Below are 24,464 nucleotides of genomic sequence, written 5' to 3'. Positions count from 1 at the left end.
GGACGTGTCATAGGCTGACGACATGCAGCGCATCATCGTCCTCGGCTCCACCGGTTCCATCGGCACGCAGGCGCTCGACGTCATCCGTGCCAACCCCCGCCGTTTCGAACTGGTCGGTCTCGCTGCAGGCTCGAACGCAGAGATGCTGGGCGAGCAGGCCGAGAGCTTCCGTGTCGAGAGCACCGCTCTGGGGGCGGTCGAGGCCGAGCAGCTCGTGCGCGACGTCGACGCCGACGTGGTGCTGAACGCGATCACGGGATCGATCGGCCTCGGCTCGACACTCGCCGCTCTGAAAGCCGGACGCACGCTCGCCCTGGCGAACAAGGAGTCCCTCATCGTGGGCGGCGAGCTGGTGCTCGCCGCGGCACGGCCCGGGCAGATCGTGCCCGTCGACTCCGAGCACTCCGCGATCGCGCAGGCGCTCCGCAGCGGAACGCACGCCGAGGTGCGTCGGCTCGTCGTCACGGCATCCGGCGGTCCCTTCCGCGGGCGCACCCGGCAGGAGCTCGCCGAGGTCACGCCGGCCGAAGCCCTGGCCCACCCGACCTGGGATATGGGGCGCATGGTCACCACCAACTCCGCCACCCTCGTCAACAAGGGCCTCGAGGTCATCGAGGCGCACCTGCTCTTCGACATCGCCTACGACGACATCGACGTCGTGGTGCACCCGCAGTCGATCGTGCACTCGATGGTCGAATTCATCGACGGCTCGACCATCGCCCAGGCATCGCCGCCCGACATGCGCCTGCCGATCTCGCTGGGACTCGACTGGCCGAACCGCGTCGGTGGGGTGGGGCGCCCCCTCGATTGGAGGACGGCGTCCTCCTGGACGTTCGAACCTCTCGACGAGGAGGCCTTCCCCTCCGTCGCGCTCGCGAAGACCGTCGGACGTGCGGGAGCGACGTTCCCCGCCGTCTACAACGCCGCGAACGAGCAGGCGGTCGACGCCTTCCACGACGGACGACTTCCGTTCCTGGGAATCGTCGACACGATCGCCCGCGTCGTGGATGCGCACGAACCGCCCGAGCAGCTCACGGTGGAGTCGCTCGCCGCGGCCGAGCTCTGGGCGCGGCAGAAGGCGGACCGGCTGATCGCCGCCGCCTGAGCCTCAGTCCTCGTCGGGGTAGGGCACGGGCCAACGCGAGTCCGGCACCGGCCACCCGGCCGCGCGCAGAGCGCGGCGGGCGAGTTCCCTGGCCGAGTACGGCGTGCGCACACCGCGGATATCGCGGTAGTCCTGGTGCCCGGGTCCTGCCCAGAGGATCGCATCGCCGTCCCCGACGAGCTCGACAGCGGCGACGATGGCCGTCTCCGGCGGCGAGTACTCGTGGATCTCGGCATCCGGGCGTGCTTTCCGTGCGCCCGCCACCAGCGTCGCACGGATCGACTCGGGATCCTCGAAGCGGGGGTGGTGATCGGTCACGACGAGGATGTCGCTGCCCTGCACGGCCGTGCGGGCCATGTCGAATCGCTTGCTCGCGTCGCGGTCGCCATCGGCGCCGAAGAGCATGACGACGCGTCCCGGCGTCACGCGACGCACGGCGGCGAGTGTCTTCTCGAACGCGTCGGGGGAGTGGCCGAAGTCGACGAAAACGGCCGGGCCGCGTTCGCCCGACACGAGCTGCGTGCGCCCGGGCAGATACGCGCGGATGCCGCCGTCGCGCTCGAGGGCCGTGACGATCCGCTCCCAGGCGTAGCCGCCTTCGAGGAGCATCACGATCGCCAGTGCGGCATTCGCGGCCATGTGCGGGCCGATCACCGGGACCGTCGTCGTGAGGGTTCCCGCGGGGCCCGCGAGGGTGAAGGTGGTGCCGGCGGCGCGCTCGTCGTCGATCGTGACGACCCAGTCCGCTTTCGCCGCGGCCTCCGGGTCGGCGGCGATCAGCGGGGTGCCCACCGTCACGACCGGGATCTCGGCGCGTTCGACGACGATCGCGCCGGAGGGGGAGTCGAGGCAGATAACGCCGCGCTTCGAGCGGTCGGGGCGGAAGAGCGGCAGCTTGGCCTCGAAGTACTCCTCCATGTCGGCGTAGTCGTCGAGGTGGTCGTGGCTGAGGTTGGTGAAGCCGGCCACGTCGAAGTGGATGCCGTCGACGCGGTGGCGCGAGAGCGCCTGGGCGCTCACCTCCACGGCCACGGCCTCGACGTCGCGCTCGCGCATGAGGGCGAGGAGGGCGTGGAACTCGGATGCTTCGGGCGTCGTCAGTCGCGAGACGATGACCTCGCCCGCGATGTGCCGTTCGGCGGTCGAGGAGAGCCCGGTGACGACGTCGATCTGGTCGAGGATGCCGGCGAGCAGATGGGAGACGCTCGTCTTGCCGTTGGTCCCGGTGGTCGCGAAGAGCAGGGGGAGCGGATCGTCGGCCCCGGTGCCGTAGACCCAGGCGCTCAGGTCGCCCAGGACCGCACGCGGATCGTCGACGATCAGGATCGGGAGGCCGACCGACTCGGCGATCGCGGCGCCGTCGTCGTCGGTGATGATCGCGACCGCGCCCTTCTCGGCGGCCGCGGCCGAGAACTCGGCGCCGTGGCGGTTCACGCCCCGGATCGCGACGAAGGCCTCTCCCGCGCGGAGGTCGGCGGTCGCGAGGGTGATGCCGCTGACGGCCACCCCCTGCAGCTCGCCGCGCGTGTCGCGAGCGAATCGGGAGGCGAGTTCGGACAGCTGACGCCGGGGCGGGTTCGCGGGGCGGAGCACGGGAGGCAGGCTCGGTTGTTGTTCAATCGACATGTCTCTTCCATGATCTCACGCGCCGGGCGTATTCCTAGGCTCCAGGCAGTAGCGTTGGCGCGTGGAAACCCTGCTCTATGTGGGTGGCATCCTGTTCATGCTGGTCGGGCTCGCGCTCTCGATCGGACTGCACGAGATCGGTCACCTCCTGCCCGCGAAGCTCTTCGGCGTGCGCGTCGGCCAGTACATGATCGGCTTCGGGCCGCGCATCTGGTCGCGCCGGATCGGCGAGACGGAGTACGGGTTCAAGCTGCTGCCGATCGGCGGGTTCATCTCGATGTCGGGCATGTACCCGGCCTCGAAGAACTCCCGCGCAGCAACAGGGATCTTCCGTTCGCTCGTCCAGGACGCGCGCGCCGCGAACGACGAGACGATCGCGGCGGGCGAGGAGGACCGCGTCTTCTACAAGCTCCCGGTCTGGAAGCGCGTGATCGTCATGCTCGGCGGGCCGTTCATGAACCTCGTTCTGGCGCTTCTCATCTTCACGGTTCTCGCTTCGGGGATCGGACTGCAGCAGGGCACCACGACGATCTCGTCGGTGACGGAGTGCGTGCTGCCGGCCGGTTCGTCGCAGACCGAGTGCACGGCCGACGACCCGGCCTCACCGGCGGCCGAAGCCGGGATCCTGCCCAACGACATCCTCGTCTCGATCGACGGCACCCCGGTGTCGACCTTCGCGGAGGCCACCGCGATCGTGCAGGCGGCGCCGGGCGAGACGCTCGACGTGGTCGTGCGGCGGGGCGGCACCGAGCAGAACCTCGAGATCACCCCGATCGTCGCCGAGCGCACGCTGACGGATGCCAGTGGCCGCCCGATCCTCGACGACGCCGGGGATCCGGTGGTGAAGGAGGTCGGCTACGTCGGGATGTTCGCGCAGATGGGCTACGTCCCGCAGCCGCTGTCGGTCGGACCCCAGATGGCCATCGAGAACGTGGGCCGTGTCGCGAATCTGATCGCGACGCTGCCCGTGCGCCTCTGGGACGTCGGCGTCTCCCTGTTCACCGGGAGCGAGCGTGATCCGAACGGACCGCTCAGCGTCGTCGGCGTCGGGCGGCTCGCCGGTGAGGTCGCCGCCACCGATGCGCCGGTGCTCAACCGTTTCGCCGTGCTGCTGAACCTGCTCGGCTCATTGAACATCGCCCTCTTCGTCTTCAACCTGATCCCGCTGCTGCCGCTCGACGGCGGTCACATCGTCGTCGCGCTGTGGGAGGGGATCAAGCGCGGATGGGCGCGCCTGTTCCGCCGCCCGCCGCCCGCACCGGTCGACGCCACGAAGCTGGTGCCGCTCACCGTCGTGGTCGCGGTCCTGCTGATCGGGATGGGCGCACTTCTGCTCCTCGCCGATCTGTTCAACCCGGTGAACTTCCTGCAGTAGGGGGCCCGCTCAGCGGAGTGCGTGAGCGACGAGGCGTTCCAGGGTGCGGATGCCGTCGCGAGACAGGATCGACTCGAGGTGCCCCTGCACCGATGAGAAGCGCGGCCCGCGCAGAGCGTAGACGTCACCGCTGGTGGAATCGGCCGAGACCTCGGCGTCGCCGATGACGGTCGCACCGGGGGAGACCCGCGCGGTGAACGTGTTGTAGAAGCCGATCGACGCGTCCTCGCCGAAGACCGGGACCGACTTCTGCAGACCCTGGTGGGGAGCATCCAGCGGGGTCAGCGCGATGCCGAGGGAATCGGCGAGGATCTGGTGGCTGAGGCAGACCGCGAGGAGCGGTGCCCCCGCCGAGCGGCGGCGCGCGACGACGTCGCGCATCCGCGAGATGCGCGGGCTCTCGGTGTCGCGCGGGTCTCCCGGACCGGGACCCGCGACGACCAGGTCGACCGCGTCGATATCGGCGTCGTGCACATCGCTCCACGTTGCGATCCGCACGTCGAGACCCAGGTGCCGCAGCTGATGCGCCAGCATCGTGGTGAAGCGGTCCTCCGCATCGACGACGAGTACGGTGCGCCCGGCGAACGGACCCGAATCGTCATCGCCCTGCGGGTTCAGCCAGAAATCCGCCAGGCGTGCGTTCCGCGAGGAGAGCAGCGCCGCGACCGTGGGGTCGTCGGCGAGCGTCAGCGGGGCGCCCGGGGCATCCGCATCGCTGCGCTCCTCGGCGACACGGTCCCGATCGATCGCCCCGATGGCGCCGAGCACACCGGCAGCCTTCCCATGGGTCTCGCTGACCTCACCGTGCGGATCGGAGTGGCGCACGAGCGTCGCCCCGACGGGCACCCGCACCTCCCCGCCCTTCAGATACACGGTGCGGATGAGGATGGGGGCGTCGAGGTCATGACCGCCGTCGAGGTTCGGGGTGAAGAGCGCGGCGACGCCGGAGTAGTAGCCACGCGGTTCGCGTTCGTGCCGGTGGATCACCGCGCAGGCGTTCTGCATGGGAGACCCGGTGACGGTGGGGGCGAACATCGTCTCGCGGAGGATGTCGCGCGGGTCGAGTCGGCTCCGGCCCCGCAGCATGTACTCGGTGTGCGTGAGCCGGGACATCTCCTTGAGGTGCGGCCCCGTGATGCGACCGCCGTCGGAGCAGACCGCGCTCATCATCTTGAGCTCTTCGTCGACGACCATGAAGAGCTCCTCGGTCTCCTTCGTCGATGACAGGAAGTCGACCAGTGTCTCCTTGGTCGCTCCTCCCGCGGGGTGGCGGAACGTGCCGGAGATCGGATTCATCGTGACGATTCCGTCGCGTGCGACGACGTGCGCCTCGGGGCTGGCGCCGACGGCGATGTGACCGGGTGTGAAGACGGCGAAAGTCCAGTACGCGCCGCGCTCGTGCGTGAGCAGTGCGCGGAACCAGGTGAGGGCCGCGGTGCGCTCGTCGACGTCGATGCGTGCGGTGAAGTCGCGCCGGATGACGAAGTTCGCGCCCTCGCCGCGGCCGATCTCGTCGGCGATGACGCGTTCGACGATCGCGGCGTACTCGTCGTCGGCGATGTCGAAGCCGTCGTCCTGCAGGGGGATCCGCGCTTCGGGCAGCGCGGTGAGGAGGTCGGGCGTCGGGAGGTGCAGATGCTCGTCGACGACGATGCAGCGCAGCGGCGCACCGTCGTCCTGCGAGACGAAACCGCGCTCGCGCACCTGGCGATACGGAACGAGGGCGAACACCTCGCGGGCGGCTCCGTCGACGGTCAGCGGGATGTCCGCGAGCAGATCGACGTCGACCACCTCGCCGGTGAGCAGCTCGACGGTGTCGGCGCCATCGCGTGCGATCAGCACGAAGGAAGAACGCGGGTCGGCCGTGAGCGCGGCGAGTCGTGAGAGGGTCATCGATGGTCTCCTGTGCAGGGCTCCGGCTCGGCGCAACGAAAAGACCGCCCCGGAGGCGGTCTGGATTCGTGGGAACGCGAACACACCGCCTAGGAGGCGGGCCACCAGGTGAAGTTCGCGAGCATGGGGCGAAACTACCACACCGGGGGTGCGTCGGCCGGGCGGATGACGGCCCGTTCCCCCGGCTCCGCTTCCAGCCTGCGCCCATCCTGGCGGCGTAGTCTGGAGCAGTGCCAGCAGTGAACCTCGGAATGCCGAAGATCCCCGAAGTCCTCGCCCCGCGCCGCAAGTCTCGCCAGATCAAGGTGGGCAAGGTGCTCGTGGGTGGGGATGCTCCCGTCACCGTTCAGTCGATGACGACGACGAAGACGACCGACATCAACGGGACCCTTCAGCAGATCGCCGAGCTCACGGCGTCCGGCTGCGAGATCGTGCGCGTGGCCGTTCCCCACCAGGACGACGCGGACGCGCTCAAGATCATCGCGATGAAGAGCCAGATCCCCGTGATCGCCGACATCCACTTCCAGCCGCGCTACATCTACACGGCGATCGACGCCGGATGCGGTGCCGTTCGGGTGAACCCCGGCAACATCCGCGAGTTCGACGGCAACGTCGGCAAGATCGCCGAGGCGGCGAAGGCCGCGGGCGTCTCCCTGCGCATCGGCGTGAACGCCGGTTCGCTCGACCGGCGCATCCTCGCCAAATACGGCAAGGCCACCGCCGAAGCGCTCGTCGAGAGCGCGGTCTGGGAGGCCTCGCTGTTCGAGGAGCACGACTTCCACGACTTCAAGATCTCCGTCAAGCACAACGACCCGATCGTGATGGTGAAGGCATACCGTCAGCTCGCCGAGCGCGGCGACTGGCCCCTCCACCTCGGCGTCACCGAGGCGGGACCGACGTTCCAGGGCACGATCAAGAGCGCCACCGCGTTCGGCATCCTCCTCGGCGAGGGGATCGGCGACACCATCCGCGTCTCGCTCTCCGCCCCGCCGGCCGAAGAGGTCAAGGTCGGGCACCAGATCCTGCAGTCGCTGAACCTGCGCGAGCGCAAGCTCGAGATCGTCTCCTGCCCCTCGTGCGGCCGTGCGCAGGTCGACGTCTACACGCTCGCCGAGAACGTCACCGAGGGCCTCAAGGACATGACGGTGCCGCTGCGCGTGGCCGTCATGGGCTGTGTGGTCAACGGGCCGGGCGAGGCGCGCGAAGCAGACCTCGGAGTCGCGTCGGGCAACGGCAAGGGCCAGATCTTCGTCAAGGGCGAGGTCATCAAGACCGTGCCCGAAGCCGACATCGTCGCGACGCTGATCGAGGAGGCGAACCGGATCGCCGCCGAGATGGGTCCCGAGGCCCCGCTCGGCACCGCGCAGGTCGTCACCGTCTGACCCGGCAGGGAGAAGCAATGTCGTCGACAGTCGTGTCGTTCGCCGACGGTTCCGTCCGGGGCGAGAGCGTCATCACCCGTATCGAGCCGGTCGACGACGGCGCCGTCGTCGTCGTCGAGGCGACGCCCTTCCACCCGGTCGATCACACGTGGCCCGATCAGCCGGGCGATACGGGAACGATCGTCGTGGGCGAGGAGAGCGTCACGGTCGCGGAGGCGCTCATGGCCGCCGTCAGCGATGAGGGCGACTTCGCGATCGGCGCGGCGATCCCGGTGCGACGCGGGGCCGACGGGTGGACGTGGTTGGTCGCCCATCGCCTCGACGGCTCGGCGCCTGCGGGATTCACGGAGGGCGCGGCGGCCCGGCTCGTGGTCGACGAGCCGCGCCGAGCGGGACTCAGCCGTGGTCATACGGCCTGCCATCTCGCGTCGCTGGCGCTCGATCTGGCCGTCGCCGACCTGTGGCGCAAGGATCCGGGAACCGATGCCCTCGGTACGCCCGACTTCGAGGGGCGGGCGAATCAGTCCAGTCGTATCCACGAGGACGGCAGCGTCGACGAGTATCGCCTGGGCAAGAGCCTGCGGCGCGCCGGCTTCGACACCGAGACGTTCGCGGCGACGCTCGCCGAGCGGGAGGCATCGATCAACGCGCAGTTGACCGCGTGGGTGTCCTCCGCCGCGGGCAGCCGGATCGTCACCGAGGGGCCGGCGATCGTCGACCGGCGCCGGTGGCACTGCGAGCTCCCCGAGGGGGAGGCGGTGATCCTCTGCGGCGGTACGCACGTGGATTCGCTGGCGGCGTTCGAAGCGATCCGGGTGTCGCTCGATCTGAGTGATCCGCAGCTGCTCGTGATGACGACGACCGTCGTCCCCGCGGCCTGACGCACGGTCAGTCCAGGGAGAACTCGATCTCGCCCGCACCGATGTCCGCACGCGCGACGCGCAGGCGGACGACGTCTCCCGGGCGCGCATCGATCGGAACGGGTGCGGATGCCGTGACGGCGGGGTCCGCCAGCTGGATCCGCGCGCGCTCCCCGCGGAGCTCGATGATCGTCGCATCGACCCGGGAACCCACCAGCGGGGTGATGAGCGCGGCCTCGACGGCGTTCACGGTGGCGGCGTCGAGCCGGGAGGCGCGCTGCGACGAGTCCTGCATCAGACCGGGCAGGTCGGCGAGCGAGTCCCGCACCCACGAGGGCACGGCTTCACCGCGGGACACGGCGAGGCAGATCGTCAGCGTCCATCGGTCGACGAGTCGGCGCAGCGGCGCCGTCGCGTGGGCGTAGGGCGCGGCGATCGCGGCCTGCACGGTGTCGGTCGGTGTCGAGCCGTCGAAGGTCACGTAGCCGGCACCTCGGAACAGGGTCGCGGCCGCCTGCAGCACGGGAAGTGTCAGCGGGTCGGTGCGATCCAGGTCCCGGAGGAAGTCGCCGTAATCGCCGGTGGTCCAGGGCCGTCCCAGCGCCGCCGTCTGTCGGCGGAACGTGTCGAACGCCGCGTCGTCGGGGCGGGGCATCGTGCGCAGGATACCCACCTCCGCCTCGAGCATGAGCGAGGCGGCCGCCATGCCCGTCATGAGCGACAACTGCGCGTTCCACTCCTCGACGGGGAGGGGGCTGCGCCGTCGGATCGCGTATCCGCCGGCGTCGGTCCGGACGACCTCTTCGTCGGGCAGGTTCAGGCTGGCGCCGCCCCGGGCTCGCTCCTGCGCGATGCGCAGCCGGCCGATCTCGGGCAGGAGGGAGACAGGCCCGTCCTCGCCACGGTCGACCGCATCCTGGGCGCTGGCGTACTCGAGTTGCACCCGCGACCGGATCAGCGCTCGTTCGAGTGAGGTGCCGACGACGGTTCCGTCACCGTCGAGACCGAAGGTCCATACGAGAGCGGGGCGATCGACGTCGGGGAGCAAGGAGGCGCGGTCCTCGCTCAGCACGGGCGGATGCAGCGGGATCGATCCATCGGCGGCGTAGAGCGTCTGGCCGCGGCGCCGCGCCTCGACATCGACGGCGCCCCCGGGGGAGACGAAGCCGGGGACATCCGCGATCGCGTAGCGCACGGTGTACCCGCGGCCGGCGCGCTCGAGATGGAACGCCTGGTCGAGATCGCGGGAGCCGGGCGGGTCGAGCGTCGCGAACGGCACATCGCGCAGGTCGAGCTCGGGCGGCGGCGAGGGGGAGGAGAGTGCTTCGTCGAGCGCTTCGGCGGGAAAGTCGACCGGGGCATCGAGGTCTGCACGCAGTGCCGAGAGCGCGACGGCGAGCTCGGTCTGCGCGGCGGAGGGGTCGACGTGCGAACGACGCTGCGGCATGCGTCCACACTAGGCGGATCCTCACGCGGAGGATCGTCACGGGGCGATTCCCGGCGGCCCGATCGTCGGGGGTTCGCGTTAGCGTGGAGGACATGACCACTTCAGCCAAGGCTCAGACCCTCGTCGACCTCTATGACGCCCCCGAGATCCTCCGCGTCGTGAACGTATGGGATGTGGTGTCCGCGCGAGCGGTCGCCAAGCTCCCCGAGACCCGGGCGATCGCGACGGCCGGTCACGGCATCGCCGCATCGTTCGGCTACGACGACGGCACGATCCCGCGCGACATCATGCTCGACATGGTCGGCCGGATCGCGGCATCCGTCCACGTGCCGGTCACCGCCGACCTCGACGACGGTTACGACGACGCGGGGGAGACCACGCGTCTCGCCATCGCCGCCGGTGTCGTCGGCGCGAACGTCGAGGATCGCCTCAAGCCCCTCGACGAGTCGGTCGCCGTAGTGGAAGCCATCGTCAAGGCGGCCGAGGCGGAGGGCGTGCCGTTCGCCCTCAACGCACGCACCGACGCGTTCGTCCGCGCCGGCGGGCGCCCGGTCGAACAGAGCGTCGCCGACGCGATCCAGCGCGGTCGCGCGTTCATCGATGCCGGCGCCACGTCGGTGTTCGTACCCGGCATCCTCGACGCCCACGTCACTCGCCAGCTGGTCGAGGGCATCGGCGAGAGGAAGGTGAGCGTGATCGGCTTGCCGGGCGCGCTCAGCGCCGCCCAGTACGAGAAGCTCGGCGTCGCCCGTATCTCCTACGGCCCGCTCCCGCAGCGAGCCGCGTTGACGGCGCTGCAGGAGCTCGCCGCCAGCCTCTACAAGGGTGGCGTCGTGCCTGAGGGGCTCCCGGCGCTCAACTGAGTCATCCGCCGAAAGACGACGACCACGGGTCAGTAGACTTGGCCCGTGGTCACTCGTCTTTCGAACTTCTTCCTCCGTACTCTCCGTGAAGACCCTGCAGGTGCAGAGGTCGCGAGTCACAAGCTGCTGATCCGCGCCGGCTACATCCGGCCGCAGGCGGCGGGCATCTTCGCGTGGCTGCCACTGGGCCTGCGGGTCAAGTCGAAGATCGAGACCGTCGTGCGCGAGGAGATGGCCGCGGCCGGCGCGCAGGAGGTTCACTTCCCGGCGCTCATGCCGCGCGAGGCCTATGAGGCGACGGGACGCTGGGACGAGTACGGCGACCTGCTCTTCCGCCTGAAGGACCGCAAGGGGGGCGACTATCTGCTCGCGCCCACCCACGAGGAGGCCTTCACGCAGCTCGTCAAGGATCTCTACTCCTCGTACAAGGACCTGCCGCTGACGATCTACCAGATCCAGGACAAGTACCGCGATGAGGCCCGCCCGCGTGCCGGTCTGCTGCGCGGACGCGAGTTCACGATGAAGGACGCCTACTCCTTCGACGCATCCGACGAGGGGCTGGAGGCCAGCTACCAGGCGCAGCGCGATGCGTACGAGCGCATCTTCCAGCGGCTGGGGCTCGAGTACGTGATCGTCCAGGCGGATGCCGGGGCCATGGGCGGCTCGCGGAGCGAGGAGTTCCTGCACCCGACCCCGGTCGGCGAGGACACCTTCGTGCGCAGCGCCGGCGGATACGCCGCGAACGTCGAGGCGTTCACCACCGCCGTGCCCGACGCCGTCGCCTTCGACGCCGATGCCGCGCCGATCGTGTTCGACTCGCCGGACACCCCGACCATCGACACGCTGGTCGCGCATTCCAACGCCGTTCTCGACGGGGAGTACTCGGCGGCGGACACGCTCAAGAACGTCGTCCTCGCCCTCACGCACCTCGACGGCACGCGCGAGCTGGTCGTCGTCGGCATCCCGGGCGACCGTGAGGTCGACGAGAAGCGCGCCGAGGTGGCCTTCGCGCCGGCCGAGGTCGAGACCGCCACCCCGGAGGACTTCGCGAAGCATCCGCTGCTCGTGAAGGGCTACATCGGCCCGTGGTCGACCACGGGCGCGGTGCTGGGCGAGGAGTCCGCCACCGGGATCCGCTATCTCGTCGACCCGAGGGTCAGCGAGGGCACCAGCTGGATCACCGGGGCGAACATCGACCAGAAGCACGCGCACTCGGTGGTCGCCGGGCGCGACTTCACAGCCGACGGCATCGTCGAGATCGCCAACGTGCGCGCCGGCGACCCCGCCCCCGACGGCTCCGGACCCGTGGAGCTCGCGCGCGGCATGGAGATCGGGCACGTCTTCCAGCTCGGGCGCAAGTACGCCGAGGCGCTCGGTCTCAAGGTGCTCGACGTCAACGGCAAGCTCGTCACGGTCACGATGGGCTCGTACGGCATCGGCGTCACGCGCATCCTGGCGATCATCGCCGAGCTCAACAACGACGACAAGGGGCTCATCTGGCCCGCGTCGGTCGCGCCCTTCGACGTGCAGGTCGTCGCCGCCGGCCGCGACCAGATCGCGTTCGACGTCGCGGCGGAGCTCTCGTCCGCTCTGGAGGGCATCGGGCTCGACGTGCTCTACGACGATCGCCCCAAGGTCTCACCCGGTGTGAAGTTCGGCGATGCCGAGCTCGTGGGCGTGCCGAAGATCGTGATCGTCGGGCGCGGCGCGGCCGAGGGCCAGGTCGAGCTGTGGGATCGCGCCACGGGTGACCGCGAGGCCGTGTCGATCGCCGAAGCCGTCGAACGACTCTCCCGCTGACGATCGAACGAACGCCGCGTCCCGTCGGGGCGCGGCGTTCGCGTTCTCGGTGTGGCACCTCGCGCCCGTTCAGCGGGTCGTGACACGCTGGACGCATGATCGACGAACCGCTCCCCGATGCCCTGAGTGCCGAGATCAACGCCGTGCTCGACGATGCCGGAGTGCATGCCGACCGTCGGCTCGTGATGAGGATGCTGCGCACCGCGATCCTGCTGGGGGAGGACGGCACCGACCGTCTCGACCTCAAGATCGCTTCAGCGGCGCTCGCGGAGATGCGCGACGCGTTCCGACTGTTCGCGCCGTACCGCGGTGTGCCCAAGGTCACGGTCTTCGGATCCGCTCGCACGCGCACCGACGATCCGCTGTACCGGCAGGCCCGCGACGTCGCGGCGGCGCTGGCGACCGATGGATGGATGGTCGTCACGGGTGCAGGGCCGGGGATCATGCAGGCCGCTGCGGAGGGAGCCGGGCCCGCACTCTCGCTCGGTGTCTCGATCCGCCTACCCTTCGAAGAGAAGCCCAACGGGATCGTGTCGTCCGGTCAGGACCACGTCGTGGCGATGAAGTACTTCTTCACCCGCAAACTGATGCTCATCAAGGAGTCGGCGGGGTTCATCTGCCTGCCCGGCGGGTTCGGCACGCTCGACGAGATGTTCGAGCTCCTCACCCTTCAGCAGACGGGCAAGGCGGAGCCGATGCCGATCGTGCTCCTCGACGAGACCGGTGGGCGATTCTGGGAGGGGCTGCGCAGTTTCGTCGACGAGCACCTCGCGCCGGCGGGGGTGATCTCGGAGGGCGATTTCGATCGAGTGGTGATCACGGACTCCGTCGACGCCGCGCGGGCGGAGATCACGGGGTTCTGGCGCAACTACGATTCGCTGCGCTGGTTCGGGGACACGCTGGTGCTGCGGCTCCGGGCGGAACCGACGGATGCCGAGCTCGCCGACCTGAACGAGCGCTTCGCGTCGATGCTGGCGTCCGACCGCATCGAGCGCGCCACCCCGCGATCCGTGGAGATCGCCGATGGCGATGCCGTCGACCTTCCTCGGCTGGCGCTCCGCCTCGACCAGCGACGCGTGGGCGACCTGTTCCGATTGATCGGCGCGATCAACGCCCTGCCCTCCGCGGATGCGCTGCCGGAGAGGTCGCCGTCGGCCTGACGTGGCGACCCGTGGCGGGGGCGGGGTATCGTTGTACGGATGTCGCGTGTGTGATTCCGCGCGACGAGAGCTGAATAGGGAGCCGTCATGGATATCGAACTGAGCCTGCTGCGTGGAATCGAGAAGGAGAAGGGGATCCCCTTCGACGAACTCGTCGCGATCATCGAGCAGGCGATCCTGACCGCCTACTCCAAGCACGTCTCGGCCGAGGGCGACCTTCCCGAGGGCGTGCGCGTCGACCTCGATCGCAAGACCGGTCACGTCGCCGTTCTGCAGGCGGTCTCCGACGACGAGGGCGCCATCATCGGCGAGGAGGACGCGACGCCGAGCGACTTCGGCCGCATCGCCGCTTTCGCCGCCAAGCAGGTCATCAGCCAGCGCCTCCGCGACATCGCCGACGAGGCCGTGCTCGGCGAGTTCCGCGGCAAGGAGGGCGACATCGTCGCGGGCGTCATCCAGCAGGGTCCGAACCCGCGGATGATCCATGTGGATCTCGGTTCCGTCGAGGCCATCCTGCCCCCCGAGGAGCAGGTTCCCGGCGAGGAGTACACGCACGGATCGCGCATCCGCGTCTACGTGACGAGTGTGGCGAAGGGGCTGAAGGGCCCGCAGATCACCGTTTCGCGCACGCACCCCGGTCTCGTCCGCAAGCTCTTCGCGCTCGAGGTCCCCGAGATCGCGGCCGGCCTCGTCGAGATCGTCTCCCTGGCCCGCGAGGCGGGGCACCGCTCGAAGATCGCGGTCAAGGCCAACGACCCGTCCATCAACGCCAAGGGTGCCTGCATCGGCGAGCTCGGCCGCCGCGTGCGCGCCGTCACCGAAGAGCTGTCGGGGGAGAAGATCGACATCGTCGACCACGACCCGGAGCTCGCGGCTTTCGTCGCGAACGCGCTCTCCCCGGCGAAGGTGACGAGCTCGTTCATCCTCGACGCCACCACCAAGGCCGTCCGAGCCCTCGTTCCCGATTACCAGCTCTCGCTGGCGATCGGCAAGGAGGGGCAGAACGCCCGTCTCGCCGCGAAGCTCACGGGCGCCAAGATCGACATCCAGCCGGACAGCGTCCTGGACTGAGCGCCCACCGTCCGCTCGGCACGCGCCGCCCGCGTGCCGAGCGAGAGGAAACGCAGGTGTAAGATGGAACCCGTACGAACGTGCGTCGGCTGTCGCATGCGTGCTCCCCGCTCCGCCCTCCTCAGGGTGGTGTCCCAGAACGGAATCCTCATCATCGATGAGCGCGCCGTCCTGCCGGGGCGAGGCGCGTGGATGCATCCGACGCAGGAATGCATGGCGTCCGCACTGCGGCGCCGCGCTTTCGGACGAGCACTCCGTGTGTCCACCCCTGTGGACACGCAGACCATCGAGAAACGGCTGAACGGCTATGGAAACAAAGTGAACGGCTCGAAATGAGACCCGTCCGCGACTAATGGTCTGCCCTGTCTGGGCAGACTGCCCCAGACAGGAGAATTGTGGCTGGTAAACCACGCGTACACGAGATCGCCGCCGAACTCGGCGTCGACAGCAAGGTCGCACTTGCAAAGCTGAAGGAACTCGGCGAATTCGTCAAAAGTCCCTCATCGACCATCGAACCGCCGGTGGCGCGCAAGCTGCGCGCGGCGATCGATGCCGACCCCTCGCTCAAGGCATCCGCTGAGACTGCTCCGGCTGCGAGCCCCGCCGCCAAGCAGGCAGCCGCCAAGCCGGCAGCGGCCAAGCCGGCCGGCAAGTCGGCGCCGACCCCGGGCCCCAAGCCCGGTCCCAAGCCCGCACCCGCACCGGTCGTCGAGACGCCCGCTGCGGAGGCTCCCGTTGCGGAGTCGTCCGCGCCCGCCCCGGCGGCCTCTGCACCGGAGGCACCGGCACCCGCCGCGCCCGCCGGTGACAGCGGCGCGCCCAAGCCCGGCGCTCCGCGCCCGGGGAACAACCCGTTCTCCTCGGCCCAGGGCATGGGACAGCGTCCCACCGGTCCTCGCCCGGGGAACAACCCCTTCGCTTCGGCGCAGGGCATGGGACAGCGCCCGACTCCGGGCAACATCCCGCGCCCGCAGGCGCCTCGCCCCGGGGCACCCCGTCCGGGTGCTCCGCGTCCCGGCTCGCCCCGTCCCGGTGCCCCTCGCGGTGGACAGGGCGGTCGTCCCGGTGCTCCGTTCCAGCAGCGTCCCGGCGGCCCCGGTCGTCCCGGTGGCGCCGGTGGACCCGGTGCCGGTCCCGGCGCACGTCCCGGTGGTGGCTTCGCCGGTCGTCCCGGTGGCGGCGGCGGTCGTGGCCGTGGTCCCGGCGGTGGTACCGCCGGTGCGTTCGGTAAGGGCGGCGGCAAGAGCAAGCAGCGCAAGTCGCGGCGGGCGAAGCGGCAAGAGTTCGAGATGCGGAGCGCCCCGGTCGTCGGCGGCGTCAACGTCACCCGTGGAAACGGGGAGATCATCCGCATGCGCCGTGGTGCGTCGATCGCGGACTTCGCCGACAAGATCGAGACGCTGACCGGTTACACGGTCCAGCCCGGAACCCTCGTCACGATCCTCTTCAACCTGGGTGAGATGGCCACGGCCACCGAGTCCCTGGACGAGGCCACGTTCGAGGTCCTCGGCGAGGAGCTCGGCTACAAGATCCAGATGGTCTCGCCCGAGGACGAGGACAAGGAGCTCCTCGAGGGCTTCGGTCTCGACCTCGAGAAGGAGCTGGAGGAGGAGAGCGACGACGACCTCGAGATCCGTCCGCCGGTCGTCACCGTCATGGGTCACGTCGATCACGGTAAGACCCGACTGCTCGACGCGATCCGTCAGACCAACGTCATCGAGGGCGAAGCCGGCGGCATCACCCAGCACATCGGTGCCTACCAGGTGTGGACGGAGCACGAGGGCATCGAGCGTGCCATCACCTTCATCGACACGCCGGGTCACGAGGCCTTCACGGCCATGCGTGCCCGTGGTGCCCAGGTCACCGACCTCGCGATCCTCGTGGTCGCGGCCGACGACGGCATCATGCCGCAGACGGTCGAGGCGCTCAACCACGCCCAGGCGGCGAACGTGCCGATCGTGGTCGCGGTGAACAAGGTCGACAAGCCCGACGCCAACCCGTCGAAGGTGCGCCAGCAGCTCACCGAGTACGGGCTGGTCGCCGAGGAGTTCGGTGGCGACGTCATGTTCGTCGACGTCTCGGCGCGTGCCAACACCGGCATCCAGGAGCTCCTCGACGCCGTGCTGCTCACGGCCGACGCGGGTCTCGACCTCACCGCCAACCCGAACAAGGCCGCTCGCGGTGTCGCCATCGAGGCGAAGCTCGACAAGGGCCGCGGTTCGGTCGCGACGGTGCTCATCCAGTCCGGAACGCTCCGCGTCGGAGACGCGATCGTCGCCGGCACCGCCTACGGACGTGTGCGTGCGATGGCCGACGAGAACGGCGAGCAGGTCCTCGAGGCCTACCCGTCGCGTCCGGTCCAGGTTCAGGGTCTGAACTCGGTGCCCCGCGCCGGTGACGTGTTCATCGTCACCGACGAGGACCGCATGGCTCGCCAGATCGCCGAGAAGCGTGAAGCGGTCGAGCGCAATGCGCAGCTGGCCAAGGCCCGCAAGCGCATCTCGCTCGAGGACTTCACCCGGGCGCTCGAAGAGGGCAAGGTCGAGTCGCTCAACCTCATCATCAAGGGTGACGTCTCGGGTGCCGTCGAGGCGCTCGAGGAATCGCTGCTCAAGATCGAGGTCGACGACTCCGTCCAGCTGCGCATCATCCACCGCGGTGTGGGTGCGATCACCGAGTCCGACGTCAACCTCGCGACGATCGACAACGCGATCATCGTGGGCTTCAACGTCCGCCCCGACACGAAGGCGCGCGAGCGCGCCTCCCGCGAAGGCGTGGACATCCGGTTCTACTCGGTCATCTACAACGCGATCGACGAGATCGAGAACTCCCTCAAGGGAATGCTCAAGCCGGAGTACGAAGAGGTCCAGTCGGGTGTCGCCGAGATCCGCGAGGTGTTCCGCTCCTCGAAGTTCGGCAACATCGCCGGTGTCATCGTGCGATCGGGAACGATCACGCGAAACGCCAAGGCCCGCGTCATCCGCGACGGAGTCGTCCTCGCGGACGGCCTGGCGATCGAATCGCTGCGTCGCTTCAAGGACGACGTCACCGAAGTGCGTACGGACTACGAAGCCGGTATCGGCCTCGGCAAGTACAACGACATCCAGATCGGTGACGAGATCGAGACGACCGAGCTGGTGGAGAAGCCGCGCGGCTGATCCTCGTTGAGTCGCTCCGGCGATGGATGCCATCGGGATAACGGGAACCCCCAAGACCCCGACTATCCCGATGGCATCCATCGCCTCCGCAACAGTTTCACGCCGCTTCGGCGGTTGAAGAGAGAGAATCAAGCATGGCTGGAGAACGACAGGCTCGCCTCGCCGACCGGATCCGCGTGATCCTCGCCGAGCGGCTCGAGAAGGGGCTGCGCGACCCGCGGCTCGGCTTCGTGACGATCACCGACGTACGCGTGAGCGGTGACCTCCAGCACGCGTCGGTGTTCTACACCGTCCTCGGCACCGAGGAGGAGCGCATCGCCAGCGGCGCGGCGCTGACCTCGGCCACGGGGATGCTGCGCAGCGAGGTGGGGCGACAGCTCAGCACCCGTCTGGTGCCCACGCTGGAGTTCATCCCCGATGCGCTACCGGAGAACGCCGACCACATCACCGCGCTGCTGCGTCAGGCTCAGGAGCGCGACGCGGAGGTGGCGAAGCTCGCCTCCTCCGCCTCGCACGCCGGCGACGCCGACCCGTACGTGCGCGCGGAAGACGAGGACTCCGACCGCTGATCCCGCCTGCGCGGAGACGCGTTGGGTATATCGGTCGATGACCGTCGCGGTCGCGGTTCTGCTTGCTACCGTCGCACCGGATGAGAAGCGTCTCATCCGGTGCGAGGGGGTGCATCATCGACGGCGCAGTGGTGTCCGGAGGAACGAGTCACGCGTGGGCGACGGTCGGTCCGTTGCTCGGCGAGCTGATCGACGAACAGATCGGGTGCGCGCCGCACGTGCTGTCGCGCCTCATGGTCGATCTGCACGCGAGTGCGCCCACGATCCGTCAGGTGGCGGCCGCGTTGACGCGCGGGCAGCGCCAGGGGCTGCTTCCGCTGCCGTCTCCTCTCCCGATGGTGCCCGCCGTCGTCGAGGCCTTCCGAGGGCTCGATCTCTCGGCGCGTGATCGTGCTCTTCTCTTCGCGCTGGCCGTGACGCTGACCGACGAGCTGGAGCCGCTGCTGGCCTTCGACGGACGCACGGCCGAGGATCTCGCGGCATCCGCGATCGGCGGGCATCTCGACCTGCACGCCGGCCGCATCCGTCTCCAGGACCGGCGACTCGCGATCTGGATATCCGACGGCATGGGGTCGGGCGAGGCCGCCCGGGTGCACGCGCGTCTGCACGAGGTTTTCGCGCGGCAGCGGCGCACGATCGAGGCGGACTGGCATCGAGCGCGCGCGTCGCTGGAGATGGACCCCGGATCCGCCCGCGAACTCACGCGGATCGCGAGAGGGCTGTCGGAAGCGGGGCACGCCGATCGCGCCCTGATGATCGCGCGCGAGGCGGCCGCGCACGCCGCGGGACAGGATCTCGACGAAGCTCGGATGGTCACCGGCGCGGCCGCGATCGGGGGCGGGTACGCGCTCGAGGCTGCCGCCTGGCTGGGCACACTGTTCCCGCACGGAACGGAGCGCTATCGGTTGCAGGGCCTCGCCGGCCTGCTCATCGCACAGGCTCACCTGCAGGGGTCGGTTCCCGAGATCGACCTGGAGGCGCTGCGCCCGGCCTCGGATGCACCGGAGGACTGGTACTCGATCGCTCGGGGAGCGGCGCTGGCCGTGCCCCTGTGCGCGGAGCGCGGTGACCGACGGGGCATGCGCGCCTGGCGGGAGTCGCTGCGGTACGCCTCTGCCCGGGTCGGTGTCGAGTCGAAGCTCCGAGACCCCGCAGTCGCCCTCGCGTGGCTGCTCGTGGGCGAGTCCGAAGAAGACGATGCCGAGGGCACGGGCCCGGTGACGGGAGGCCTGATGCGCGCGCTGACCTCCGCTCTCGACGGACGGATCGACGTCGGGCTGCGTCTGCTCGCGCATGAGGACGCGCTCGCGTCGGGTGTGGATCCGCTCGTGGAGGGATTCGAGCGGAGTCCGCTCGTCGATGCGTACCGCGCGGTCGCGCACGCCCTGCTCCTGGTCTGGCGCGGTGACATGGCCGAGGCACGCGAGCATCTGCTCACGGCATCCATGACGCTCCCGGTGAGCATGCCGTTCGCCGGACTCGGTGTCGTTCTCGCCCGCAGGCTCGACCTCGCCGTGCTCGGAGAACTGGGACCGTTCGCTCGTGCGCTGACCTGTGCGCTGCCGTCGGCTCAGCGGATCGATCTGCTGGTCGATCAGGGCATCGAGGCGTTCCTCGACGGAGACTTCGACGGAGCCGCCGGATTCGTCCGGCTGTGGCGCGAGCTCGGGGCACCGCAGACGTCGTTCGCCGTTCCCGGGCTCGAGGAGATCCGCCCGGGCGGTGACGAGGAACCGGCCGTGCGTCTCATCGAGCCCCCGGAGGTCAGCCTCGCCCGCTCGCTCCGTACACGCGTCGCCACCGCTCCCGATGTGCGCTGGCACTCCGAGCGCGACGAGGTCCTGCGCGCGGCCCGCACTCTGCGGTCGCCGTTCGCGCGCGCTCGCATCGAGGCGATGCTCGGTACCCGTGCGGCGATCCGCGGGGAGGCGGTCGTCGCTCGCGAGCACCTGCGCACGGCCCTCAGCCTGTTCGAGCTCTCGGGGGCTCACGCCTGGGCGCGATCGGTCGTGCGCCGGATCGCGACCCTCGACGCCGATGACGCATCTTCGGCGATCGATCCACTGGCGGCGTGCCGGGCAGCATGGTCGCAGCAGCTCACCGCGCGCGAGCTCGAGGTCGCGATGCGGGCGGCGGCCGGCGCGAGCAACCGGGAGATCTCGGAAGCGCTGGTGGTGTCCGTGCGCACGGTCGAGGTGCACATCGGACGGGCGTTCGCGAAGCTCGGCGTACGCTCGCGGGTCGAGCTCACCGTGCTGGCTCACCGGACCAATCAGCTGCTGTGAGGAGTCAGTGCGGTAGCGCGATCTCTCCGTTCCCGGCCTCGGCGAGCCCGTCCGCGACGAGCGAGTCGATCGCGCGATCCCGTTGCAACGGATCCGGCCAGTCCGGCAGCAGATCCTCCAGGGCGATCCCTGCGGGGGCGATCTCCCTGAGCACGCGCAGCACCGCGCCGCGCGCCTGCCGATCCGATCCTTCGTAGGCCGCCTGCTTTCGGCGCGTGTCCACCGTCGCGGGACTCCCCGCGGCGATCCACGCGCACCGGTCGGCGATCGGGCACTCCTCGCAGATCGGCGCGCGTGCGGTGCACACGGTGGCACCGAGCTCCATGACGGCGGCGTTGAACACCGCGGCGGCGGAGTCGTCCACCGGCATCTGCGCCTCCATCAGAGCGAGGTCGCGCCGTGAGGGAGGGCCCGGGTGCGCGATGCCGTCGACGGCGCGCGCGAGCACGCGGCGCGTGTTGGTGTCGACCACCGGATGCCGGTCGCCGTAGGAGAAGACGGCCACCGCGCGGGCGGTGTAGTCGCCGATCCCGGTGAGCGCGAGCAGCGCGGGGACGTCTCGGGGCACCGTTCCGTCGTGCTCGCGGACGACCTCCGTCGCCGCACGGTGGAGCCAGAGCGCGCGGCGCGGATAGCCGAGGTTCGCCCATTGCTGCACGACCTCGGCGGGGGAGGCCGTGGCCATGTCCGCCGGCGACGGCCAGCGCTCCAGCCACGCATCGAGACGGGGGATCACGCGGGCGACGGGCGTCTGCTGCAGCATGAACTCGCTCACGAGCACGCCCCAGGCGCCGAAACGCTCGTGGAACTCCGGCCGACGCCAGGGCAGATCGCGAGCCGCGGAACGGTACCAGTCGATGACCGGGGCGGCGATCTCCCGGTCGCGGTTCTCGAGCGTCTCCGGCATCCGACAAGCCTATTCGAGCCGCGACCGCGTGTTCGCCCGTGCGGCCGGGCACCGTAGGCTGGAGGGATGGTTCTGCCGGGCATCCTCCTCGTCGACAAGCCCGCAGGGCTGACCAGCCACGACGTCGTCGCGCGCACGCGTCGTGCGTTCGGCACCCGCAAGGTCGGGCACGCCGGAACGCTCGACCCGATGGCGACCGGACTGCTCGTGATCGGCATCGAGGGTGCCACCCGGCTCCTCACCTACATCGTGGGCGCCGGCAAGACCTACGAGGCGACCATCCGTCTCGGACAGGCCACGGGCACCGACGACGCCGACGGAGAGATCACCGCGTACGCGGATCCCGCCGCCTGGGCGGACGTCTCCGACGCACGCATCGCCGCGGAGATCTCGGCCCTGACCGGTGAGATCTCACAGGTTCCCAGCGCGGTGTCCGCGATCAAGGTCGACGGTCGCCGCGCATACGATCGCGTCCGTGCGGGGGAGGAGGTCGTCCTCGCCGCGCGGAACGTCGTCGTCTCGCGCTTCGATGTCGTCGGCGACAGAGCGGGTGACGGCATCCGCGATCTCGACGTGATCGTGGACTGCTCGTCCGGTACGTACGTCCGGTCGCTGGCCCGCGACCTCGGTGCCGCGCTGGGCGTCGGCGGGCACCTCACCGCGCTGCGGCGTACCCGGGTGGGGTCGTTCGACGTCGCGGATGCCGTCGACATCGACTCCCTCGAGGGGGCTCCGGTCCTTACCCCTGCGCAGGCCGCGGAGCTCATCCTGCCCGTGCTGTCCGTCTCCGCCGAGGAAGCGCGGGATCTGCGCCACGGGAAGCGACTCGCCGGCCAAGCCGGCCGGATCGATGCACCGCTGGTCGCGGCCATCGACGACGAGGGCGTTCTCGTCGGTGTCGTCGAGAAACGCGGAGGCGACCTCAAGAGCGCCATGAACATGCCGGAGAGTGCCCGATGATCCTGTGGTTCACCCTCGCCCAGATCGTGGTGGCGGTCGTCGCCGGAGCGTTCTGCGTCGTGGCGGGACTCGCCGGCCGTCGCCCGAGCGACTGGTCCGTCGGCGCCGTCGCCCTCGTCGAGGCCCTGCTGGTCGCCCAGGTGGTCACCGCGATCATCGCTCCACTCGTGGGGAACCCGCCCACGGGGGATCTCCTCGAGTTCTGGGTCTATCTCGTCTCCGCCGTGCTCCTGCCGGTCGGGGCCGTGCTCTGGGCGTTGATGGAGCGCAGCCGCTGGAGCACCGTCATACTCGGAGTCGCCGCCCTGGCCATCGCGATCATGGTGTGGCGCATGCACGTCATCTGGACCGTGCAGATCGCGTAACCCGGAGCCGCACACGGACGTCGGTCCCTTCTGGCGCATCTAGGATGGAATGCGCTATGAGCACCACCGCCCCCACCACCAGGATGACCGGAATCGGTCGCGTCCTCGTGATCGTCTACGCCGTCATGGCGCTCGCGGCCACCGGCCGGAGCTTCGTGCAGATCTTCCGACGGTTCGACGAGGCTCCTCTCGCGTACTCGCTCTCGGCCGTCGCCGCTGTCGTCTACATCCTCGCGACCCTGGCGCTCGTGCTCGCGAGGCGGCGCGGCTGGTACACCGTGGCCTGGGTGGCGATCGTCTTCGAACTCACGGGTGTCCTGGTCGTGGGCCTGCTCAGCATCCTGATCCCCGAGCAGTTCCAGCACGAGACCGTGTGGTCGCTGTTCGGACGCGGATACCTCTTCATCCCGCTGGTGCTCCCGGTGTTCGGCATCTGGTGGCTGCGGACCAACCGGCCGGACGTCGCACGGACGACCGTCGAGGTCGACGCGTGATCGTCTTCCGCGATCTCGCCGAGGTCCCGGAGGGCTTCGGCCCCAGCATCGTGGCGATCGGTAAGTTCGACGGGGTGCACGCCGGCCATCGTGCCGTGATCCGACGGCTCGAGGAACGAGCGGCCGAGACGGGCGCGCGTTCCGTCGCCGTCACCTTCGACCGCAACCCGCTGGCGATCCTGCGGCCCGACCGCTGCCCCGAGAACGTCGTGACGGTGGAGCGCAAACTCGAGCTCCTCGGCGAGCTCGGTCTGGACGCCACGCTGCTGCTCACCTTCGACGAGGAGATGGCCTCGCTCAGCGCCGAGGACTTCGTGACCGAGATCCTGGTCGCGGCTCTCGGGGTCTCGACCGTCCTCGTGGGCGAGGACTTCCGCTTCGGGAACCGCGGTGCGGGCACCCCCGAGCTGCTGCGCGAGATGGGGCCCAGCCACGGGTTCACCGTCGAGGTGGTCGATGACGTCTACCTTCCCGGCTCCGCACGACGGGTGTCGTCGACGTGGATCCGCGAGCTCCTCATCGCCGGCGATGTCACCGGCGCCGCACGGGTGCTCGGACGCTCACCCGATGTGCGCGGCGTCGTCGTCCACGGCCTCAAGCGGGGACGGGAGTTGGGATACCCGACTGCGAACCTGTCGGCCGTCGTCGATGCGTTCGTCCCGGCCGACGGCGTGTACGCCGGATGGTTGATCGACCACGACACGGGCATCCGTCACCCCGCCGCGATCTCCGTCGGGACGAACCCGACCTTCGACGATGTGCTCGAGCGTCAGGTCGAGGCGCACGTGCTCGGCGAGACCGGTCTCGACCTCTACGGGCACGACGTCACCGTCGAGTTCACCGAGCGCCTGCGCGGCATGGTCGCCTTCGAGGGCATCGAGAAGCTCACGGCGCAGATCGCCGCCGACGTGAGCGATGCGGAGCGCGTGCTGCGCGAGCACACGGCCTGATCGGTCCGCCGCGCGCGTCGCCACGGGGGTTCCCCGCCCGGGATGGCGTAGAGTGGTGGCAGTCATCGTCGAATCTTCCGCGTCCTGCGCGCATCGGCGAGATGATCGATCTACATCCGCACGGTCCTGGCTCACGCCACACGCGGACAACAGAGCGCCGGAGCCCCTGGGGCGTTCCGGCCTTCACGCTCAGG

The 24,464-nt window shown here is 69.7% G+C and carries 20 protein-coding genes; 16 read left to right on the top strand and 4 right to left on the bottom strand.

Annotated elements, in window-relative coordinates; translation table 11 throughout:
* The first annotated feature begins 22 nt into the window (after nt 1-22).
* Nucleotides 23-1,105 carry a 1-deoxy-D-xylulose-5-phosphate reductoisomerase gene (dxr, locus tag WFJ97_RS03975; protein ID WP_247622766.1) on the top strand — a complete coding sequence of 361 codons (1,083 nt, stop codon included), beginning with the start codon at nt 23-25 and terminating at the stop codon, nt 1,103-1,105.
* Between the two features lie 3 nt (nt 1,106-1,108).
* Here dxr and WFJ97_RS03970 read toward each other — a convergent pair whose 3' ends face one another.
* Nucleotides 1,109-2,731 (bottom strand): Mur ligase family protein, encoded by a 1,623-nt coding sequence (locus WFJ97_RS03970; protein ID WP_336640542.1) that lies wholly within the window; start codon nt 2,729-2,731, stop codon nt 1,109-1,111.
* A gap of 61 nt (nt 2,732-2,792) precedes the next feature.
* Between WFJ97_RS03970 and WFJ97_RS03965 the strand changes: the two genes are divergently transcribed.
* A complete protein-coding gene (locus WFJ97_RS03965) occupies nt 2,793-4,106 on the top strand; it encodes a M50 family metallopeptidase (RefSeq protein WP_336640541.1) in 1,314 nt (437 codons plus the stop codon).
* A 9-nt stretch (nt 4,107-4,115) separates the two neighbouring features.
* Here WFJ97_RS03965 and WFJ97_RS03960 read toward each other — a convergent pair whose 3' ends face one another.
* A complete protein-coding gene (locus WFJ97_RS03960; RefSeq protein ID WP_336640540.1) occupies nt 4,116-5,999 on the bottom strand; it encodes a chorismate-binding protein in 1,884 nt (627 codons plus the stop codon).
* Between the two features lie 251 nt (nt 6,000-6,250).
* Between WFJ97_RS03960 and ispG the strand changes: the two genes are divergently transcribed.
* Together ispG and WFJ97_RS03950 are read left to right on the top strand one after the other, a co-directional pair.
* Entirely contained in the window at nt 6,251-7,381 is a 1,131-nt protein-coding gene (gene ispG / locus WFJ97_RS03955; RefSeq protein WP_336641852.1) for a flavodoxin-dependent (E)-4-hydroxy-3-methylbut-2-enyl-diphosphate synthase, read from the top strand.
* 17 nt (nt 7,382-7,398) lie between these two features.
* A complete protein-coding gene (locus WFJ97_RS03950) occupies nt 7,399-8,262 on the top strand; it encodes a hypothetical protein (protein WP_336640539.1) in 864 nt (287 codons plus the stop codon).
* A gap of 7 nt (nt 8,263-8,269) precedes the next feature.
* On the opposite strand, the gene WFJ97_RS03945 is transcribed toward WFJ97_RS03950, so the two are convergent.
* Entirely contained in the window at nt 8,270-9,688 is a 1,419-nt protein-coding gene (locus WFJ97_RS03945) for an RNB domain-containing ribonuclease (RefSeq protein WP_336640538.1), read from the bottom strand.
* Between the two features lie 92 nt (nt 9,689-9,780).
* Between WFJ97_RS03945 and WFJ97_RS03940 the strand changes: the two genes are divergently transcribed.
* The 8 genes from WFJ97_RS03940 (at nt 9,781) to WFJ97_RS03905 (ending at nt 20,594) form a co-directional block, all read left to right on the top strand.
* Nucleotides 9,781-10,551, top strand: a complete 771-nt coding sequence (locus WFJ97_RS03940; RefSeq protein WP_247632419.1) for an isocitrate lyase/PEP mutase family protein — start codon at nt 9,781-9,783, stop codon at nt 10,549-10,551.
* 45 nt (nt 10,552-10,596) lie between these two features.
* Nucleotides 10,597-12,351, top strand: a complete 1,755-nt coding sequence (locus WFJ97_RS03935) for a proline--tRNA ligase (RefSeq protein WP_336640537.1) — start codon at nt 10,597-10,599, stop codon at nt 12,349-12,351.
* A 95-nt stretch (nt 12,352-12,446) separates the two neighbouring features.
* A complete protein-coding gene (locus WFJ97_RS03930; RefSeq protein WP_336640536.1) occupies nt 12,447-13,511 on the top strand; it encodes a TIGR00730 family Rossman fold protein in 1,065 nt (354 codons plus the stop codon).
* Nucleotides 13,512-13,598: 87 nt separating this feature from the next.
* Nucleotides 13,599-14,582 carry a transcription termination factor NusA gene (nusA, locus tag WFJ97_RS03925; protein ID WP_247622757.1) on the top strand — a complete coding sequence of 328 codons (984 nt, stop codon included), beginning with the start codon at nt 13,599-13,601 and terminating at the stop codon, nt 14,580-14,582.
* Nucleotides 14,583-14,645: 63 nt separating this feature from the next.
* Nucleotides 14,646-14,918: a YlxR family protein gene (locus tag WFJ97_RS03920; RefSeq protein ID WP_281731225.1), complete on the top strand. Its 273-nt coding sequence runs from the start codon at nt 14,646-14,648 to the stop codon at nt 14,916-14,918.
* A gap of 59 nt (nt 14,919-14,977) precedes the next feature.
* Nucleotides 14,978-17,740: a translation initiation factor IF-2 gene (gene infB, locus WFJ97_RS03915; RefSeq protein ID WP_336640535.1), complete on the top strand. Its 2,763-nt coding sequence runs from the start codon at nt 14,978-14,980 to the stop codon at nt 17,738-17,740.
* A gap of 134 nt (nt 17,741-17,874) precedes the next feature.
* Nucleotides 17,875-18,309 (top strand): 30S ribosome-binding factor RbfA, encoded by a 435-nt coding sequence (gene rbfA, locus WFJ97_RS03910; RefSeq protein WP_247622754.1) that lies wholly within the window; start codon nt 17,875-17,877, stop codon nt 18,307-18,309.
* Nucleotides 18,310-18,437: 128 nt separating this feature from the next.
* Entirely contained in the window at nt 18,438-20,594 is a 2,157-nt protein-coding gene (locus WFJ97_RS03905; protein WP_336640534.1) for a LuxR C-terminal-related transcriptional regulator, read from the top strand.
* Between the two features lie 4 nt (nt 20,595-20,598).
* Here the strand turns inward: WFJ97_RS03905 and WFJ97_RS03900 are convergent, their stop codons facing one another.
* Nucleotides 20,599-21,501 carry an A/G-specific adenine glycosylase gene (locus WFJ97_RS03900; protein WP_336640533.1) on the bottom strand — a complete coding sequence of 301 codons (903 nt, stop codon included), beginning with the start codon at nt 21,499-21,501 and terminating at the stop codon, nt 20,599-20,601.
* A gap of 66 nt (nt 21,502-21,567) precedes the next feature.
* Between WFJ97_RS03900 and truB the strand changes: the two genes are divergently transcribed.
* Genes truB through WFJ97_RS03880 form a run of 4 tightly spaced genes read left to right on the top strand, consistent with a single transcriptional unit; the run spans nt 21,568 to nt 24,270 of the window.
* Nucleotides 21,568-22,461, top strand: a complete 894-nt coding sequence (gene truB / locus WFJ97_RS03895; RefSeq protein ID WP_336640532.1) for a tRNA pseudouridine(55) synthase TruB — start codon at nt 21,568-21,570, stop codon at nt 22,459-22,461.
* On the top strand, nt 22,458-22,826 hold the full coding sequence (locus WFJ97_RS03890) for a hypothetical protein (RefSeq protein WP_247622750.1): 369 nt from the start codon (nt 22,458-22,460) through the stop codon (nt 22,824-22,826). The genes truB and WFJ97_RS03890 overlap by 4 nt, the downstream gene beginning before the upstream one ends.
* 56 nt (nt 22,827-22,882) lie before the next feature.
* Nucleotides 22,883-23,320: a hypothetical protein gene (locus WFJ97_RS03885; protein WP_247622749.1), complete on the top strand. Its 438-nt coding sequence runs from the start codon at nt 22,883-22,885 to the stop codon at nt 23,318-23,320.
* Nucleotides 23,317-24,270 (top strand): bifunctional riboflavin kinase/FAD synthetase, encoded by a 954-nt coding sequence (locus tag WFJ97_RS03880; protein WP_336640531.1) that lies wholly within the window; start codon nt 23,317-23,319, stop codon nt 24,268-24,270. The genes WFJ97_RS03885 and WFJ97_RS03880 overlap by 4 nt, the downstream gene beginning before the upstream one ends.
* Nucleotides 24,271-24,464 lie beyond the last annotated feature (194 nt).

The organism is Microbacterium sp. USHLN272, assembly GCF_037149655.1.
GTDB lineage: Bacteria > Actinomycetota > Actinomycetes > Actinomycetales > Microbacteriaceae > Microbacterium > Microbacterium galbinum.
The sequence above is the reverse complement of the archived record's forward strand: the minus strand, read 5'-3'. Positions and strand labels throughout refer to the sequence as shown.